Genomic DNA, 16,795 nt, shown 5'->3' with positions numbered 1-16,795 from the left:
GCATGAAGATGATCATCCTCGACCGCGACGGCGTCATCAACCACGACTCGCCCGACTTCATCAAGTCGCCGGCCGAGTGGATTCCGATCCCCGGTTCGCTCGAGGCGATCGCCCAGCTGAACCAGGCCGGCTACCGGGTGGTGGTGGCGTCGAATCAGTCCGGCATTGCGCGCGAACTGTTCGACATGCGCACGCTCAACGCGATCCATCACAAGATGCACACGGCGGCGCAGCAGGTGGGCGCCGACATCGACGCCATTTTCTTTTGCCCGCATGCGGCGATTGACAACTGCGACTGCCGCAAACCCAAGCCGGGCATGTTCGAGGAGATCTCGAAACGCTTCAAGATCAGCCTGAAGGGCGTGCCGACGGTGGGCGACTCGCTGCGCGACCTGCAGGCCGGTTTCATCAGCGGCTGCGCGCCCTACCTGGTCTTGACGGGCAAGGGCCAGAAGACGTCCGAGACCGGCGGGCTGCCGCCCGGCACCCAGATTTTTCCCGACCTGGCCGCCATGGTCGCCGACCTGCTCAAGACGGGCGCGCATGCGGCCCATTTTTCGATCTGACCCCCTTCCCATGTTTAGCGCCGTACCCGGAGACTCTTTTGCGTAATTTCACCCTGTTCCTGCGTTCCCTGCTGTTCATGCTTGTGATGATCGTGGCCACCGTCGTCTGGGCCTGTATCTGCTTTTTGGCCGCGCCGCTGCCGTACAACAAGCGCTTCTGGGTGACGTCGCGCTGGAACGTTTTCATTATCTGGTGCGCCAAGGTCATCTGCGGCATCCGCTACGAATTCAAGGGCCGCGAAAACCTGCCGGACGCGCCGGCGATCGTACTCTCGAAGCACCAGTCGGCATGGGAAACCATCTTCCTGCTGCCTAACCTGACACGCCCGCTGGTCTACGTTTTCAAGAAGGAAATCATGTACATCCCCTTCTTCGGCTGGGCCATGTATTTGCTGCGCATGATCCCGATCGACCGCAAGGATGGCAAGAACGCCTTCAAGCATGTGGTTGAAATCGGCAAACGCAGGCTGGTGGACGGCCAATGGATTATCATGTTCCCGGAAGGCACCCGCATCCCGGTCGGCGAAAAGGGCAAATACAAAAGCGGCGGCACCCGGCTGGCGGTAGAAACCAACACGGTGGTCATCCCGATCGCGCATAATTCAGGCGAGTGCTGGCCCAAGAAGTCTTTCCTGAAACGTCCTGGTGTGATCACCGTCTCGATCGGCAAACCGATCTCCCCGGATGGCCACACCGCTGACAGCATGATGCAAGAGGTGGAAAAGTGGATAGAATCAGAAATGCGCGTCATTTCGCCCCGCGTCTACAGCGCTGGCTGAGCGAAGTTGGCGCCCTGATCCGAGCATCGACACCGCAACAGAACATGACGTCACCCAAGATCAACGGCTCGCAACTTGAACTGTTCGCGCAAGACTTCTTTGCCGCGCTCGAACCGGCGCCCAAGGCGGCGCCGCCGCAGCCGTTGTTCAGGGCGCCGCCTGTCACCGTACCCATTGTCACTGCGCCCGCTGTCACCCCGCCCGCCGTTACCTCGCCCACCGTCACCCCGCCCACCGTTACCTCGCCCACCGTCACCCCGCCCACCGTCACCTCGCCCACCGTCACTGCGCCCCCTGCCCCGCGGCGCGAGCCAAACGGCATTCCACTGCGCCGCATCCAGCTCGGCGCCCACAGCCTCGAATTCGAACTGCGCCGCTCCACCCGGCGCTCGATCGGCTTCATGATCGACGACAAGGGCCTGCGCGTGACTGCGCCCAAGCGCATCACCCTCACGGAAATCGACAATGCCATCCGCGCCAAGCAGCGCTGGATCCTGACCAAGCTTGAGGAGCGCGGCCAACGGCGCGCGCTGCGCCATGAAAAAGCGCCGGTGCAGTGGGTCGACGGCGCGCAGCTGCCCTACCTGGGCCACGCCATCACGCTGCGGCTTGAAAGCGCCGCGCGCAGCCACTGCATCTATGACGAACCGGCGCGCGTGCTGCGCGTGGGGGTGGTGCAGGGCTTGCAGGAGTGGCAGCTCAAGGAGCGTGTCAAGATCTGGTACCGCGACGAGGCTTCGCGTATTTTCACCGAGCGGCTCGCCCACTACGCGATCCTGCTCGGCGTGAACTACAGCGCGCTGACCTTGTCGTCGGCCGGCACGCGCTGGGGTTCATGCACGGTGGGCGGCAGCATTCGCCTGAACTGGCGTCTGGTGCATTTTTCGCTGCCGCTGATCGACTATGTGGTGGCGCACGAACTGGCCCACCTGCGCGAAATGAACCACAGCCCGCGCTTCTGGGCGACCGTGGCATCGGTCTATCCCGACTACGACGGCGCCAAGGAGGCGCTGCGCGCGCGCTCGCAGGAGTTGCCCGTGCTTTTCAGCTAGGGAAGCACTGATTTATTCTGAGGGATGGAATCGGCCAGTGAAAAAGGCGGCCGGCAAGGCGCAAATTCGCAGCAATAGCTAGCTATTGCGAGAATTTGCAACGCCGCAGGGCGTCTTTTTTTACGGCCGAGTCCGCCCTCATGAATTAATCAGTGCTTCCCTAGTGTCCCGAGTTGGAAGTTCGTTGTATAAATATCCCGAGCATCCCCGCGATACTGCGTCAAAAATGCTCGCAATGCCTCGGCCTTGCTCCGCTTTTGTTCCTTGTCTCTCGGCGATTTCGGAACATTTATTAGTAACGAACTTCCAACTCAGGACACTAGCGCAGCGGCCTTGCACCGCGCGCCGGCCGGATGGCGGCTGCGAAGACATCCATCACGCCCGCCTGCGCGCCCGACAGGCAGCGAAACGGAATCGGCAGCGTGCCGCGCTTTAGGACCATCATGTAGCCGCGCGAATAGCGGCGAATCGCGCTCACGTCCGCCCACGGCACCAGCGTGACGCCGGAGTTACTGGTGCGGATGATGCCGTGAACGTCGATCTGGAAGTCATACAGGTGGCGCGAGCGGCCCTGCACCACAAAGTGCATGGCGGCAGCCGCCGTGCTTTTGGCGAGCAGCCACCAGGTGGCCAGGCGCCCAATGCGGCGCCGGCGAATCAGGTAGCCGGCGTGCTGCCACATGAAGCTGATGTACTCGGGCAGCGCATAGCGTACCTTGAAATGCAGTTCCTCGGCGCGCGGCGCGGGGCCGGCGACAGGCGCACCGGAGTCAGGCGCGTCGCCACGCACTGCGGTGCTGGCGACGCTTTCGCGCCGCAGGGGCCCGCCAACGGGTGAACCGTCGCCGAGCTGCGTTCTCTGATCAAACCACGACATGACAATCCCCTCTTTTTATTGTGGAGCCATGGTACCAGTGGTCAGAAAATCATGTGTCGCAGCAAACCAACTGTGCGCGCTGTCGCGCCCCGGTGACGCTCGGCAAAGGCCGCCGCGTGCTCGCCCATGCCCTTGCGCGCCGCGTCGTCCACCAGCAGTTGACGAGTTTTGGTAACTAACTCGGTCGCATCGGCCACGCATACCGCGCCGCCGGACGCGATCGCCTGCTGCGTCACCAGCTCGAAATTGAAAGTGTGCGGGCCGGTCAGCACCGGTTTGCCAAGCGCGCACGCTTCGATCAGGTTTTGCCCGCCCAGCGGCAGCAGGCTGCCGCCGATGAACGCGATGTCGCACGCCGCGTAGTAGCCGAACATCTCGCCCATCGAGTCGCCTAGCAGCACCTGGGCGGTGACGGGGCGCTCGACCAGCGCCGAGCGGCGCTGCAGCGACAGGCCGCGCAAAGCCACCAACGCGGCGACCTCGTCAAAGCGCTGCGGATGGCGCGGCACGAGCAGCAGCAAGGGATGGCCGGGCAATGCCAGCAGCGTGGCGCAGGCGTCGAGGATCAGCGCTTCTTCACCGTCGCGGGTGCTGGCGCACAGCAGCACCGCGCGCTGGCCGATGCGCCCGCGCAGCCAGGCGCCCATGGTCAGCGCGGCCTGCGGCACCACGACGTCGAACTTGATGCTGCCGGTGACTTCAACGCGGGGGGCGCCCAGCTCTCGCACGCGCGCGGCATCCTGTTCGGTCTGCGCGGCGACCAGCGCCAGCGCCTTGGCGGCGTCCGTCATCAAGCTGCCAAAGCGGCGGCCACGGCGCAGCGAACGCGCAGACAGGCGCGCGTTCACCAGCGCCACCGGCACCCTGTCGCCGCAGACGGCGATCAGGTTGGGCCACACTTCGGTTTCCATCAGGATGCAGATGCGCGGCGCAAAGTGGCCGATGAAGCGCCGGATCATGAAGGGTATGTCGTACGGCAGGTAGGCCTGCACCAGGCGCTCGCCATGCTTGGCAAATAGTGCGCGGCCGGTGGCGCGGCCCGTTGGCGTCATGTGGGTGAGCACGATGCGGCTGTCGGGATAGGCCAGCAGCAGAGCGTCGATGAGCGGCTCGGCGGCGCGCGTCTCGCCGACCGATACCGCGTGCACCCACAGCGTATGGCCGCCGGCGCCGCGCGCGCCGTAAAAGCCCAGCCGCTCGGGCCAGTGCAGGCGGTAGCCGGGCTCCTTGCGCCCGCGCCACCACAGGCGCGCCAGCACCAGCGGCAGCGCCAAGCACCACAGCAGCGTATAGAGCTGGCGCATCAGCGCGCGTCCAAGAGGCACCGCACGGCGTCGATTGCCTCCCGGGCCGAGGGCGGCGCGCCCTTGTCGCCCAGGTTGACGATGCAGGGTGACCAGTCGCCCTCGGTTTTCCACTTGGGCGAGTCGCAATACAGCTCCACGGTCGGGCGCCCGAAGGCGGCAGCGATGTGGGTCAGGCCAGTGTCCACGCCGATCGCAAGGGCGGCATGTCGGGCCAGCGCGACCGCTTCGTCCATGGACAGTTTGGGCAGGACGCGCGCGTTGGGCAAGCTGGCGGCAAGCAGCTCGGCCTCCTGCTTTTCGGCCGCCGTACCCCAGGCCAGCAGCACCGGCATGGGCGCGAGCGCAGCGCCGGCGGCGATCCAGTTTTCGGGCGCCCACTTCTTGGCGTCGCGCGCGGTGCCATGGAAAAAGACCGCGTAATCCTGCTCCGGCATCCACGCAAGCAGGCGCGCGCTGTCCGGGCCGGGCAGGCCGAAGTCGGGCGCGCTGTCGGCGCTGTAGCCAAGGGCTGCGGCGGCAACCATGCGCCCGCGCGCGACCGCGTGGGTGCGGGCGTCGAGCGCGATGCTGCGGGTGTGGAAGATGCGCGAGATGGCTTCATAGCCTGAGCCTTCACTGCCGTTGGCCAGCCCCACCTTGCTGCCGCCTTTGACGATGCGCGCCGCGCCCATGATGATGCCGGTCTTGAGCAAGCCCTGGGTGTCGAACACGTAGTCGTACTGCTCCCGGCGCAGCATCTTGAAAAACTGCCTGATCTCGTCGCGCGTGGCCTTCTTGCCCAGGCTCTTGCGCCAGCGCCGCAGCGCGAACGGAATGATGTTGCGCACGTGGGGATTCAGGCGCACCAGGCTGACGTAGCCTTCCTCGACCACCCAGTCGATATTCGCGTCCGGATAATGGCGCAAGATGTCGGCCACCATCGGCAAATTGTGCAGCACGTCGCCGAGCGACGAGACGCGCACCAGCAGGATGTTCAGGCGCGCCACGGCAAGCTTAAAACGGCAGCACGGCGTCGGGCTTGGCGGCCACGATCACGCGCCTGAACTGGCCCTGGATGCGTTCGAGCGCCTCCGGCGTCTCGGCTTCGAAACGCATGACCACCACCGGCGTCGTGTTCGATGAACGGGCCAGGCCAAAGCCGTCCGGGTACTCCACGCGCAGACCGTCAATGTCGATGATGCGCTCGGAGCCGGGGAAGGTGGCGTTGGCGCGCAGGCGCTCGATCAGCAGGACGTTTTCGCCTTCGTTCAGGTGCAGGTGCAGCTCGGGCGTGCTGTCCGACTGCGGCAGCGCGTTCATCAGGGCCGACGGATCGGCCTCGCGCGTGAGCAGCTCGAGCAAGCGCGCGCCCGCATACAGGCCGTCGTCGAAACCGTACCAGCGGTCCTTGAAGAAGATATGGCCGCTCATTTCGCCGCCCAGCGGGGCGCCGGTCTCGCGCAGCTTGGCCTTGACCAGCGAATGGCCGGTCTTCCACATCAGCGGCTCGCCGCCATGCTTGGCAATGTAGGGCGCTAGGTGGCGCGTGCACTTGACGTCATACAGGATCTGGGCGCCGGGATTGCGCGACAGGACGTCGGCCGCGAACAGCATCATCTGGCGGTCCGGATAGATGATCTGGCCATCCTTGGTGACCACGCCCAGGCGGTCGCCGTCGCCGTCAAAGGCGATCCCGATTTCAGCGTCGCTCTCGCGCAGGCAGGCAATCAGGTCCTGCAGGTTTTCAGGGTGCGCAGGATCGGGATGGTGGTTCGGGAAGGTGCCGTCGACTTCGCAAAACAGTTCGATCACCTCCAGGCCCATGCCGCGAAACAGGTCGCCGGCAAAGGCGCCGGCCACGCCGTTGCCGCAATCGACGGCAATTTTCATGGGACGGGAAATCTTGACGTCGCCGATGATGCGCTCGAGGTAGGCGGCGCGGATGTCGTGGGTGCGGTAAGCGCCCTGCACCGGCGCGGGCCGGCCATCGTGGGCGGTGATGTCATGATACAGCGCGGTGATGGTCTCGCCGTGGATCGCTTCGCCCGCCAGCACCATTTTAAAGCCGTTGTAGTCCGGCGGGTTGTGGCTGCCGGTGACCATGATGCCGGAGGCGGCGCCCAGTACATTGGTGCCGTAATAGACCATTGGCGTTGCCACCACGCCCAGATCGATCACATCGACCCCGGCCGCCTGCAGCCCCGCGGCCAGCGCGGCGGCCAGCTCGGGCCCCGACAGGCGCCCGTCGCGACCGATTACCACGGTCTTTTCGCCCTTGGCCAGCGCGGCCCGGCCGAATGCCTGCCCGATCCGGTGCGCCACGCTGGCGTCGAGCGTACTGCCAATGACGCCGCGAATGTCGTAGGCCTTGAAAATGGTCTTGGAAAGTGCAAGCATGAGAGAACCTTAGAAAAGACGAGCATGACGCGACCGGCTACAGCGGTGGCAGCATGCGCAACAATATGGGGAATGGCGGATTAAAAACACATCGGTTGGTATTGTAGCGGCAAGCGGGGCCGTTTGGAAATGGCCCGCGGATCGTGCCGCTACTGGAACACTGGCAGTTGCGCGTTTATACGCGCAGTTTGTCGAGCGATTTGCCGCCGTCGACCCATTCCTTGACCCACTTAGGCTGGCGGCCGCGACCGGTCCATTGCTGGGAGGCGTTGTCCGGGTGGCGATAACGCACCGCCACGGTACCGGTCTTGGCGCGAATGCCGCTGCCGATCAGGTCTTTGGGCGACAAGCCGACGCTCGCGGCGATAGCCAGGATCTGTTCGCGTGCCTTTGCCACTTCCTGGTGCTCGCGTTTTTTCATTTCCTGCTTGATTTGATCTTGCAGGTTACGCAAATCGCCAACGGACATATTAGACAGATCCATCATTATTCCTCGAATAGTGGGTTGAAACAGTTCAGGTGAAAAACCACCAATTGTCGCAATATACTACATTTACGTATTTGCGCCAGTTCTTCTTGCGCACCATACGCCAGCGCGGCGACGTAAATCGAACAATACGCCCGCTCCGCCACCCATAACTGACGACGAACAATAAACAAAGAAAACCAATCGTCCGATTTGGGTCCAGAACAGCGCGCCCGGTATCACCGCGATTACCCAAAATAACCATCGATAAGCCGCTGTTTGCCAATTGCCCCTGCCAAGCGTGCCCGCGCATTTTCGACCAATCGCCGATTGGACGATACGGAAAAAAATATCACTGTACAAGCGTATTCCGTCCATTGCTGCCAGATATTTACCTAAGAGAAACATCAGGCAATATGCAGAGAACCGGATTTGAACTGCCGGATATAGTAAATGCGATGCCGCAAACTATGTCGACACCGACACAGAGCGACAGATCAGCCCGCTGGTGGCATAAGGACTGCAGTTATCGCCTCTGCCTCCACGTGGTGCATCTCTGTGGTGCATCTTTATGGGGCATCTCTGTGGTGCATCTTAACTGGCCAGGCACAAACGTAAAGCGTCGTGCCAATGCGGGAGATCGCACAGGCGCGTCATGAGTTTCTCGGAAGTCATCACCGAGTTAACCGGTCTTGCAGCAGGTACCGGATAATCGGCACTCGTGATGGGTACTACCTGGCACGTGAGTCCGGCCGCCGCGACAATGGCTTCGGTAAAGCCGTGCCAGGTGGTTTGCCCTTGAGCGCTAAGGTGATAAATGCCACTGTTGCTTTCCCACCACTGCGGCCCGCCATGTCGTGCCTGCGCCAGGATGGCGAGCGTGGACTCGGCAATCGTGCGGCTCCAGGTCGGCGCGCCATGCTGGTCCGCCACCACGCGCAAGGCATCGCGCTCGCGAGTTAATCTCAGCATCGTTAGCAAAAAGTTTTTGCCGCGCATTCCATACACCCAGCTGGTACGCAAAATTAAGTGTGGAATGCCGGCAGCGGCAATCGCCTGCTCGCCCGCCAGCTTGCTGTGTCCATACACGTTGATCGGCCCGGTGGCGTCATCTTCCGCGTAGGCGCCCAGCTTGGTCCCGTCAAACACGTAATCGGTCGAGTAATGCACCATGGCCGCGCCCAACAGCGCCGCCTCGGCTGCCATCACGCCCGGCGCCAGCGCATTGACCCGATGCGCCAGTTCCGGCTCGCTCTCGGCCTGGTCCACCGCCGTGTAGGCTGCAGGATTGACGATCAGGCCGGGGCGCACCTGGCGCACCACGTCGCGCACCTGGTCCAGGTCGGACAAGTCCATGCGCGCGCGGTCCACCGCCACCACCTCGCCCAGCGCTTGCAGGCTGCGCGCGAGCTCGTAACCTACCTGGCCGCTGGCGCCGGTCAGCAAGATCTTCATGCGAAGGCTTCCGCGTCCGCCAGCAGCTTGCCCTGGCTGTCCTTGCCAGAGAGCATCGGCTCGCCATCCAGCGGCCAATCGATGGCCAGCGCCGGGTCGTTCCACAACAGCGAGCGCTCATGCTCGGGCGCCCAGTAGTCGGTAGTTTTATACGCCACTTCCGCGCTGTCGCTGGTGACGACGAAGCCATGCGCAAAACCGGGCGGAACCCAGATCTGGTGCCGGTTTTCAGCCGACAATTGAACGCCGACCGAGCGTCCGAAAAACGGCGACGAGCGGCGCATGTCGACGACCACGTCAAAAATGGCACCCGCCAGCACCCGCACCAGCTTGCCTTGCGGTTGGCGGATCTGGTAGTGCAAACCGCGCAACACGCCTTTGGCCGATTTGGAGTGATTATCCTGCACAAAATGACAGGCGACGCCGGTCAGCTCTTCAAAACGGCGGGCATTGAAACTTTCAAAGAAAAAGCCGCGGTCGTCGCCGAATACCTGAGGTTCCAGAATCATTACTTCAGGAATGGCGGTTGGTGTTACTTTCATCAAAAAACCTTATCCTTCAAAACTTGCAGCAGGTATTGTCCATACGCGTTCTTTTTCAGTGGCGCGGCCAGCCGCTCGAGGGCAGCCGCATCGATATAACCTTTTCGGAAAGCGATTTCCTCGGGCACCGCGACTTTCAAGCCCTGCCGCTTTTCGATGGTTGCAATGAATTGCGACGCTTCGAGCAGCGATTCATGCGTGCCCGTGTCGAGCCAGGCCATGCCGCGGCCCATGACTTCGACTTTCAGCGCGCCGGCCTCGAGATAAGCGCGGTTGACGTCGGTGATTTCAAGCTCGCCCCGGGGCGATGGCTTGATCTGTGCGGCAATGTCGCACACTTGCTCGTCGTAGAAATAGAGCCCCGTGACGGCATAGTTCGACTTGGGCTTCGCCGGTTTTTCTTCAATCGACAGCGCCTGCTGGTTGTCGCCGAATTCCACCACGCCATAGCGCTCCGGATCGAGCACGTGATAAGCGAACACGCTCGCGCCTTCGGTGCGCGCATTGGCGATACTCAGCTTATTGTCCAGTCCGTGACCATAATAAATATTGTCGCCGAGGATAAGCGCCGACGGGTGCTGGCCAATAAAATCGCGCCCGATGATGAACGCTTGCGCCAGGCCGTCGGGCGAAGGCTGGACCGCATAACTGAGGCTGATCCCCCACTGGCTGCCGTCGCCCAGCAGCTCGCGGAAACGCGGCGTATCCTGAGGCGTGGAGATAATCAGGATCTCGCGTATTCCCGCGAGCATCAGGGTGCTCAGCGGATAGTAAATCATCGGCTTGTCGTACACGGGCAGCAATTGCTTGGACACGCAGGTCGTCACCGGGTACAAACGTGTACCCGAACCGCCCGCCAGAATAATCCCCTTGCGTTCTAATGCTTTGATCATTGCGCAGTCTCCCTGTTCGCATAATTCTTGTTGACCCAGCTCATGTAGGCGCCAGACTGCACATTGGCCACCCAGGCTTGATTGGCCAGATACCATTGCACGGTCTTGCGGATGCCGCTTTCAAACGTTTCGGCCGGTTTCCAGCCCAGTTCGCGTTCCAGCTTGCCGGCATCGATCGCATAGCGCCGGTCGTGCCCGGGGCGGTCGGTCACGTAGGTGATCTGGTCGCGGTAACTGCCTTGTTTGGGCGCTTGCCGGTCGAGAATGTCGCACAAGGTATGCACCACGTCGAGATTGGTCATTTCGTTCCAGCCGCCCACGTTGTACACCTGGCCGGGCACGCCGTCGGCCAGCACGCGCCGGATCGCCGCGCAATGGTCGCTGACATAGAGCCAGTCGCGCACCTGCATGCCGTCGCCGTAAATGGGCAGCGGTTTGCCGGCCAGCGCATTGGCGATAATGAGCGGAATGAGCTTTTCAGGGAAATGATAGGGACCGTAGTTATTCGAGCAATTGGTGGTCAATACCGGCATGCCATAAGTGTGATGATAGGCGCGCACCAAATGGTCGGACGCCGCTTTCGACGCTGAATAAGGGCTGTTGGGGGCGTAAGTGGTCGTTTCGGTAAATGGCGGGTCATTCGGCCCAAGCGTGCCATACACTTCATCGGTGGACACATGCAGGAATCGGAAAGCCGCTTTCTCGCCCGCCTCCAGCACCGACCAATAAGCGCGCGCTGCCTCGAGCAGCGCAAAGGTGCCGTTGATATTGGTGTTGATGAATTCACCGGGACCGAGGATCGAGCGGTCGACGTGGCTTTCTGCCGCGAAATGAATAATTGCGCGCGGCCGGTGTTGCTGCAACAGCGACAACACCAGGGCCCCGTCGCAGATGTCGCCATGAACGAAAGTATGGCGCGCGTCGCCATCGATCGTCGCCAGGTTGTTCAGGTTACCCGCGTAAGTCAGCTTGTCGAGGTTGACCACGGCTTCGCCAGATTGCGCCAGCCAGTCCAAAACAAAGTTGGAACCGATAAAACCTGCACCGCCCGTTACTAAAATCATGTCGCATCCTGCTGTTGTAGTGGAATCGAGCCGTAATTCTATGTGAAACTGGCGGATTCCGACCATTTTATCGCCCATCGCATGAAAACTTACGCCATTGGCGACTTGCAAGGCTGCGCGCATGAAGCGCAGGTCTTGCTCAACCGTATCGCGGACGATGCGCCAGAAGGCGCCCGGATCATTTTTGTCGGCGATCTGATCAATCGCGGCCCGGCCTCGCTGGCCGCGCTGCGCCGCGTCGCCGCCCTCGCGCTCGAGAGCGAAGGCCGGGTCGAGGCCCTTCTGGGCAACCACGATCTGCACCTGCTGGCCGTCGCTTGCGGCGCGCAGAAAGCGTCGGGCTCGGACACGCTGGCCGAGATTTTGGCCGCCCCCGACCGCGACTTTCTCATCGACTGGCTGCGCCATCGTCCGCTGGCCATCATGGCGTGCGGCCACCTGCTGGTGCACGCCGGCGTGCTGCCGCAATGGAGCGCCGCGCAGACGCTGGCGCTGGCGGCCGAAGTGGAAACGGTGCTGCGCGGCCCGGACTGGATCGCGTTCCTGGGCCAGATGTACGGCAATACGCCGGACCGCTGGGACGAGGCGCTCACCGGGGTGGCGCGCCTGCGCTGCATCGTCAACGCGCTCACGCGCATGCGCCTGTGCACGCCGGAAGGCGTCATGGATTTCAAGGAAAAAGAAAGCGCGCTCGCACCTGCCGGCTCGCACCTGCTGCCTTGGTTCGACCTGCCCGCAAGGCGCAGCGCGGGAACGCCGGTCGTCTTCGGTCACTGGTCGGCGCTGGGACTGCTGCTGCGAGCGGACGTGATCGGCCTCGATAGCGGCTGCGTCTGGGGCGGCAAGCTGACCGCCTTTTGTCTGGACAACCGGGAACTGCTGCAAGTCGAGTGCCCGGAATACCAGCGCGCAAAAGGAAAAAAGCGGGGCTAGTGTCCTGAGTTGGAAGTTCGTTGCTTATAAGTGTTCCGAAATCGCCGAGAGACAAGGAACAAAAGCGGAGCAAGGCCGAGGCCTTGCGAGCATTTTTGACCCAGTATCGCGGAGATTCTCGGGATATTTATACAACGAACTTCCAACTCGGGACACTAGGTCCGACCGGTTGCCGGACTAGCAGCCTGTCGGACTTAACGAGGCGAGCCGGAAATTCAGCTGGCCGAGGACAGATTTCGACGATTTTGAAGGTCAATAGTGGTTCTATTGACCAAAAAAGCGGTGAAATATGGACCGGTCAGGTGGATTTTTCGGCCGCCTCCGTTAAGTCCGACAGGCTGCTAGGCCGCGAGCGCGGCGTCAACGGCGTCGTGGGCGGCCTTGGCCAGCTCGCGCCGGTGCGCGTTCGCGGCCGGCAGCGGCGCCAGGCAAGTCAGGCGCGCCTGGATGCGCCCACCGGCCAGCACCGCCATCATGCTTTGCGCGAACGTGGTCTCGCCCGTGAACTCGATCGACGGATGCAGCGCGCCGCTGGCGTCCACATAGCGCAGGGCGTACGGCTGCACGACAGCGCCGGCGTCGACCGCCGCCTCGAACAGGTTGGCGTGAAACGGCAGCACGGTTCCCTGCGCGGCGGTGGTCCCTTCCGGGAAAAACGCGACCCGCTCGCCGGCCTGCAATGCCGCGACCATGCCCTTGAAGGTATCGCGCAGCTCGCGCCGGTTGCCGCGCGCGAGAAACACCGTGCCACCCTTGGCAGCCAGGTAGCCAAGCAGGGGCCAGGCGCGAATTTCCGACTTGGCCACGAAGTGGCACGGATGCAGCGTATTGATGACGAAGATATCGAGCCACGAGACGTGATTGGCAACGATCATGGCGTGTTCCAGCGCGGGCGCGCCGGCGGTCTGCTGCACGCTCACCCCGCAAATGGCCAGCAGCACGCGCGACCAGCGCTGCACGTAGCGGTTGCGGCGCGCCTTGCCCGCCCACGGAAAATACAGCGCACAGGAAGCCACCCCGACAAACAAATGCAGGAACACACGGGCAAGGCGAAAGGCGAGCTTGATCTTCAAATATGACCTGGTCGAAACGGTGATGCAAGATAACGCTGGATTTTACCGTCCGCAACGGCAGGCGCGGCTCGCATTCCCGAAAGGTGCGCGAGCCGCGCCCAAGGGTATCGTGAAACGCCCCCCGACACCGGCATTGCTATCGCTGGAACGCTACCCGCCCGCCCACGATCGTGGTGGAGACTTGCCCGGCCAGTTCGTAGCCGAGGAACGGCGTGTGCTTGCCCTGGCTGGCCAGCGCCGACGCCTCCACCGTCCAGCGCGCCTGCGGATCGAACACCACCACATCGGCGTTGGCTCCCACCGACAGCGACCCCGCCGGCAAGCCCGCCACGCGCGCCGCGTCCGAAGTGACCTTGGCCAGCGCGCGCGACAGCGGCGAGGCCGAACCGGGCGCACCATGCTGGCCGGCGGCGTAATCGTCGGCCCACTTGAGCGCCAGCGACAGCAGTAATTCAAGGCCGGTGGCCCCCGGGGATGCTTCGCCGAACGGCAGCAGCTTTTCATCGTCGTCGACCGGAGTATGGTCGGAGCAGATGGCGTCGAGCGTGCCGTCGTACAGCGCGGCGCGGATGGCGTCGCGGTCGCGCTGGCTGCGAAACGGCGGCGTGACGCGCGCGTTGGAGTCGAAAAAACCGATGTCGGCGTCCGTCATGTGCACGTGGTGGGCGCCAACGTCGCAGGTGACGGGCAGTCCTTCCTTCTTGGCCGCGCGCACCAGGTCAAGCCCCGCCGCCGACGACATGCGGCAGATGTGCACGCGCGCCCCGCTGGCGCGTACCAGTTCGAACAGCGTATGGAGCGCGATCGTCTCGGACATGACGGGCACGCCCGACAGGCCAAGGCGCGAAGCGAGCGGCCCGGCGTGGGCGATGCCGCCGCGCCCGATGTGCGCATCCTGCGGGCGCACCCAGACCGTAAAGCCGAAGGTGTTGGCATACTGCAGCGCGCGCAGCAGCACGTTGGTGTCTGCTATCGGCACTTCGGCTTGCGAAAAACCGATGCAGCCCGCTTCGGTCAGCTCGGCCATCTCGGTGAGCGACTGGCCCTTCAGGCCCGTGGTGAGCGCGCCCAACGGATGCACGCGCGCCTGCAGCAGCTTGCCGGCGCGGTACTTGAGCATTTCTACCAAGCCCGGTTCGTCGAGCACGGGGTCGGTGTCGGGCGGGCACACCAGTGTGGTCACGCCACCCTGCATCGCCGCCTGCATCTCGGACTTGAGCGTGGCCTTGTATTCGTAGCCCGGCTCGCGCAGGCGCGCCGACAGGTCGACCAGGCCGGGCGCGACCACCAGGCCGGCGGCGTCGATGGTGATGCCGGCGCCAAAACCTGGCGGGGCGCTGCCCACTGACGCGACCTTGCCGTCGACGATATAAAGATCTTGCACCTTGTCGATGCCGTTGGCCGGGTCGATCAGGCGCCCGTTTGCGATATGAATGTTATTAACTGCGTTCATTGCTGCGTTCATTGATGCGTCCATTGCTGCGTTCAACCCTGCCTTCATCCCTGCGTGCCTGCCAGAATACTCATCACCGCCATGCGGACCGCGATACCAAACGTCACCTGCGGCAAAATCACCGCCTGCGCACCATCGGCCACCGCCGAATCGATTTCCACGCCGCGGTTCATCGGCCCCGGATGCATGACGATGGCGTCCGGTTTGGCCAGCGCCAGGCGCTCGGGCGTGAGACCATAGCTCTTGAAGTATTCCTGCGCCGACGGCAGCAGCGCGCCGCTCATGCGCTCGTTTTGCAGGCGCAGCATGATGATCACGTCGACGCCCTTCAAGCCTTCGTCCATGTTGGTAAACACCCGCACGCCCATCTGTTCCAGGCCGCCCGGCAGCAGCGTGTGCGGGCCGATGGCGCGCACTTCGGGCACGCCCAGCGTGGTCAAGGCATGAATGTCCGAGCGCGCCACGCGGCTGTGCAGGATGTCGCCGACAATGGCCACCGTCAGGTTGGTGAAGTCCTTTTTGTAGTGGCGGATGGTGTACATGTCGAGCAGGCCCTGGGTCGGGTGCGCATGGCGCCCGTCGCCGGCGTTGACCACGTGGACATGCGACTGTTTGGTGTCGATCAAGTGCCTGGCGATCAGGTAGGGCGCGCCCGACTGCGCGTGGCGCACCACGAACATGTCGGCATGCATGGCCGACAGGTTGTCGATGGTGTCGAGCAGCGACTCGCCCTTGCTGGCCGACGAGGCCTGGATGTTCAGGTTGATGACGTCGGCCGAGAGGCGCTTGGAGGCGATCTCGAAGGTGGTGCGGGTGCGGGTGGAGTTTTCAAAGAACAGGTTGAAGACGCTCTTGCCGCGCATGAGCGGCACCTTTTTTACTTCGCGGTCCGAGATGCCGACAAAGCTCGACGCCGTGTCGAGAATGTGATTGACGATCGACTTGGGCAGGCCCTCGATCGAGAGCAGGTGCTGCAGTTCGCCATTTTTATTCAATTGCGGGTTAAGCATGGTCTTTTTCTATCGTTAGCGTAAATTGTCCGTCCTCGGCGCGCGCCAGCGCCAGCGACTGATGCGCGCCGAGTGCGACGGTGGTGGCGACGAAGTCGGCCGCCACCGGCAGCTCGCGCCCGCCGCGGTCGGCCAGGGCCGCGAGCCGGATGCACGCCGGGCGGCCATAGTCGAACAGCACGTTGATGGCCGCGCGCGTGGTGCGCCCGGTGTAGAGCACGTCGTCGACCAGCACGACGGTGGCGCCGTCCACGTTGAACGGGATATGGGTCGGCTTGACGTCCGGGTGCAAGCCTTTTTTGGCATAGTCGTCGCGGTAGAACGAGACGTCGATGAAGCCCAGGCGCTGCTGCAGGCCCAGGTCCGCCGCCAGCCTTTCGGCCAGCCACGCGCCGCCCGAATGGATGCCCACGATGGCGGCGTCGGCGACGCCGGACAGGCCGGCCTTGACCTGGTCGCGCAGGACCAGGTAAAGCGCTTCGGCGTCGAAATCCTTAGTTGATGTTGGCATGATCGTCAAAGTATTGTTGCAAAATGATTGCGGCCGCTTTCGCGTCGATGATCTCGCCGCGCTTGGTCTGGATGACTGCGGACGAGTAGCGCTCGTCGACCAGCGTGACCGGCAGGTTGAAGCGGCCATGCAGCTGGTTGGCGAAGCGGCGGCAGCGCAGCGTCATCTCGTGTTCGGCGCCGTCGGGGTGCAGCGGTTCGCCGACCACCAGGCGCGCCGGTCGCCACTCGGCGATCAGCTCGCCAATCTGCTTGAAACGGGCCGCATTGTCGATGGCCTTGACCACGGCCAGCGGCTGCGCCTGCCCGGTCAGGGTATTGCCCATGGCGATGCCGATGCGCTTGATGCCGAAGTCGAAACCGAAAACCAGTTCTACCGCGGGTTGCACGGTCAGCTCGGCCAGCAGGTCAGCCACCGGGTCAGCTCCCATGCTGCCCA

General features: G+C 63.3%; 19 protein-coding genes. 4 read left to right on the top strand and 15 right to left on the bottom strand.

Annotated features, from left to right (window positions below; translation table 11 throughout):
- The first annotated feature begins 2 nt into the window (after positions 1–2).
- The 3 genes from gmhB to ACP7D4_RS14205 are packed head-to-tail and all read left to right on the top strand — an operon-like array spanning position 3 to position 2,397.
- On the top strand, positions 3–566 hold the full coding sequence (gene gmhB / locus ACP7D4_RS14215; RefSeq protein ID WP_426103200.1) for a D-glycero-beta-D-manno-heptose 1,7-bisphosphate 7-phosphatase: 564 nt from the start codon (positions 3–5) through the stop codon (positions 564–566).
- Between the two features lie 38 nt (positions 567–604).
- Entirely contained in the window at positions 605–1,345 is a 741-nt protein-coding gene (locus ACP7D4_RS14210; protein ID WP_426103202.1) for a lysophospholipid acyltransferase family protein, read from the top strand.
- Positions 1,346–1,389: 44 nt separating this feature from the next.
- Positions 1,390–2,397 carry a YgjP-like metallopeptidase domain-containing protein gene (locus tag ACP7D4_RS14205; RefSeq protein ID WP_426209674.1) on the top strand — a complete coding sequence of 336 codons (1,008 nt, stop codon included), beginning with the start codon at positions 1,390–1,392 and terminating at the stop codon, positions 2,395–2,397.
- Positions 2,398–2,716: 319 nt separating this feature from the next.
- On the opposite strand, the gene ACP7D4_RS14200 is transcribed toward ACP7D4_RS14205, so the two are convergent.
- The 10 genes from ACP7D4_RS14200 to rfbB form a co-directional block, all read right to left on the bottom strand.
- A complete protein-coding gene (locus ACP7D4_RS14200) occupies positions 2,717–3,274 on the bottom strand; it encodes a YcxB family protein (protein WP_426209672.1) in 558 nt (185 codons plus the stop codon).
- 41 nt (positions 3,275–3,315) lie between these two features.
- Positions 3,316–4,578 carry a lipid IV(A) 3-deoxy-D-manno-octulosonic acid transferase gene (waaA, locus tag ACP7D4_RS14195; RefSeq protein WP_426209670.1) on the bottom strand — a complete coding sequence of 421 codons (1,263 nt, stop codon included), beginning with the start codon at positions 4,576–4,578 and terminating at the stop codon, positions 3,316–3,318.
- The gene (waaC, locus tag ACP7D4_RS14190) at positions 4,578–5,558 is read right to left on the bottom strand and encodes a lipopolysaccharide heptosyltransferase I (RefSeq protein ID WP_426209799.1); all 981 of its coding nucleotides are present in this window, start codon (positions 5,556–5,558) and stop codon (positions 4,578–4,580) included. The genes waaA and waaC overlap by 1 nt, the downstream gene beginning before the upstream one ends.
- A gap of 16 nt (positions 5,559–5,574) precedes the next feature.
- Complete coding sequence (locus tag ACP7D4_RS14185; protein ID WP_426209668.1) at positions 5,575–6,957, bottom strand: phosphomannomutase/phosphoglucomutase; 1,383 nt, start codon at positions 6,955–6,957, stop codon at positions 5,575–5,577.
- A gap of 175 nt (positions 6,958–7,132) precedes the next feature.
- Positions 7,133–7,441: an H-NS family nucleoid-associated regulatory protein gene (locus tag ACP7D4_RS14180; RefSeq protein ID WP_426103231.1), complete on the bottom strand. Its 309-nt coding sequence runs from the start codon at positions 7,439–7,441 to the stop codon at positions 7,133–7,135.
- Positions 7,442–7,510: 69 nt separating this feature from the next.
- A complete protein-coding gene (locus ACP7D4_RS14175; RefSeq protein ID WP_426209666.1) occupies positions 7,511–7,831 on the bottom strand; it encodes a hypothetical protein in 321 nt (106 codons plus the stop codon).
- A gap of 186 nt (positions 7,832–8,017) precedes the next feature.
- A complete protein-coding gene (rfbD, locus tag ACP7D4_RS14170; RefSeq protein WP_426103213.1) occupies positions 8,018–8,878 on the bottom strand; it encodes a dTDP-4-dehydrorhamnose reductase in 861 nt (286 codons plus the stop codon).
- Complete coding sequence (gene rfbC, locus ACP7D4_RS14165) at positions 8,875–9,420, bottom strand: dTDP-4-dehydrorhamnose 3,5-epimerase (RefSeq protein WP_426103215.1); 546 nt, start codon at positions 9,418–9,420, stop codon at positions 8,875–8,877. Before rfbC ends, rfbD begins: the two co-directional genes overlap by 4 nt.
- Positions 9,420–10,313 carry a glucose-1-phosphate thymidylyltransferase RfbA gene (gene rfbA / locus ACP7D4_RS14160; protein ID WP_426209664.1) on the bottom strand — a complete coding sequence of 298 codons (894 nt, stop codon included), beginning with the start codon at positions 10,311–10,313 and terminating at the stop codon, positions 9,420–9,422. Before rfbA ends, rfbC begins: the two co-directional genes overlap by 1 nt.
- Positions 10,310–11,377, bottom strand: a complete 1,068-nt coding sequence (gene rfbB, locus ACP7D4_RS14155; RefSeq protein WP_426209662.1) for a dTDP-glucose 4,6-dehydratase — start codon at positions 11,375–11,377, stop codon at positions 10,310–10,312. The genes rfbA and rfbB overlap by 4 nt, the downstream gene beginning before the upstream one ends.
- 81 nt (positions 11,378–11,458) lie before the next feature.
- Between rfbB and ACP7D4_RS14150 the strand changes: the two genes are divergently transcribed.
- Entirely contained in the window at positions 11,459–12,310 is an 852-nt protein-coding gene (locus ACP7D4_RS14150) for a symmetrical bis(5'-nucleosyl)-tetraphosphatase (RefSeq protein WP_426209660.1), read from the top strand.
- A gap of 341 nt (positions 12,311–12,651) precedes the next feature.
- On the opposite strand, the gene ACP7D4_RS14145 is transcribed toward ACP7D4_RS14150, so the two are convergent.
- From ACP7D4_RS14145 to ruvX, 5 genes are all read right to left on the bottom strand, one after another.
- Positions 12,652–13,383 (bottom strand): lysophospholipid acyltransferase family protein, encoded by a 732-nt coding sequence (locus ACP7D4_RS14145; RefSeq protein ID WP_426209658.1) that lies wholly within the window; start codon positions 13,381–13,383, stop codon positions 12,652–12,654.
- A 136-nt stretch (positions 13,384–13,519) separates the two neighbouring features.
- Positions 13,520–14,836 (bottom strand): dihydroorotase, encoded by a 1,317-nt coding sequence (locus tag ACP7D4_RS14140; RefSeq protein WP_426104303.1) that lies wholly within the window; start codon positions 14,834–14,836, stop codon positions 13,520–13,522.
- A 44-nt stretch (positions 14,837–14,880) separates the two neighbouring features.
- Positions 14,881–15,846 (bottom strand): aspartate carbamoyltransferase catalytic subunit, encoded by a 966-nt coding sequence (locus ACP7D4_RS14135; RefSeq protein ID WP_426104301.1) that lies wholly within the window; start codon positions 15,844–15,846, stop codon positions 14,881–14,883.
- A complete protein-coding gene (pyrR, locus tag ACP7D4_RS14130) occupies positions 15,839–16,357 on the bottom strand; it encodes a bifunctional pyr operon transcriptional regulator/uracil phosphoribosyltransferase PyrR (protein ID WP_426209656.1) in 519 nt (172 codons plus the stop codon). The genes ACP7D4_RS14135 and pyrR overlap by 8 nt, the downstream gene beginning before the upstream one ends.
- Entirely contained in the window at positions 16,341–16,787 is a 447-nt protein-coding gene (gene ruvX, locus ACP7D4_RS14125; RefSeq protein ID WP_426104297.1) for a Holliday junction resolvase RuvX, read from the bottom strand. Before ruvX ends, pyrR begins: the two co-directional genes overlap by 17 nt.
- Between the last annotated feature and the right edge of the window lie 8 nt (positions 16,788–16,795).

Origin of the sequence: Massilia sp. TWP1-3-3, from assembly GCF_049897805.1 — a bacterium.
GTDB lineage: Bacteria > Pseudomonadota > Gammaproteobacteria > Burkholderiales > Burkholderiaceae_D > Telluria_A.
This window is presented reverse-complemented; position numbering and strand designations above follow the sequence as displayed.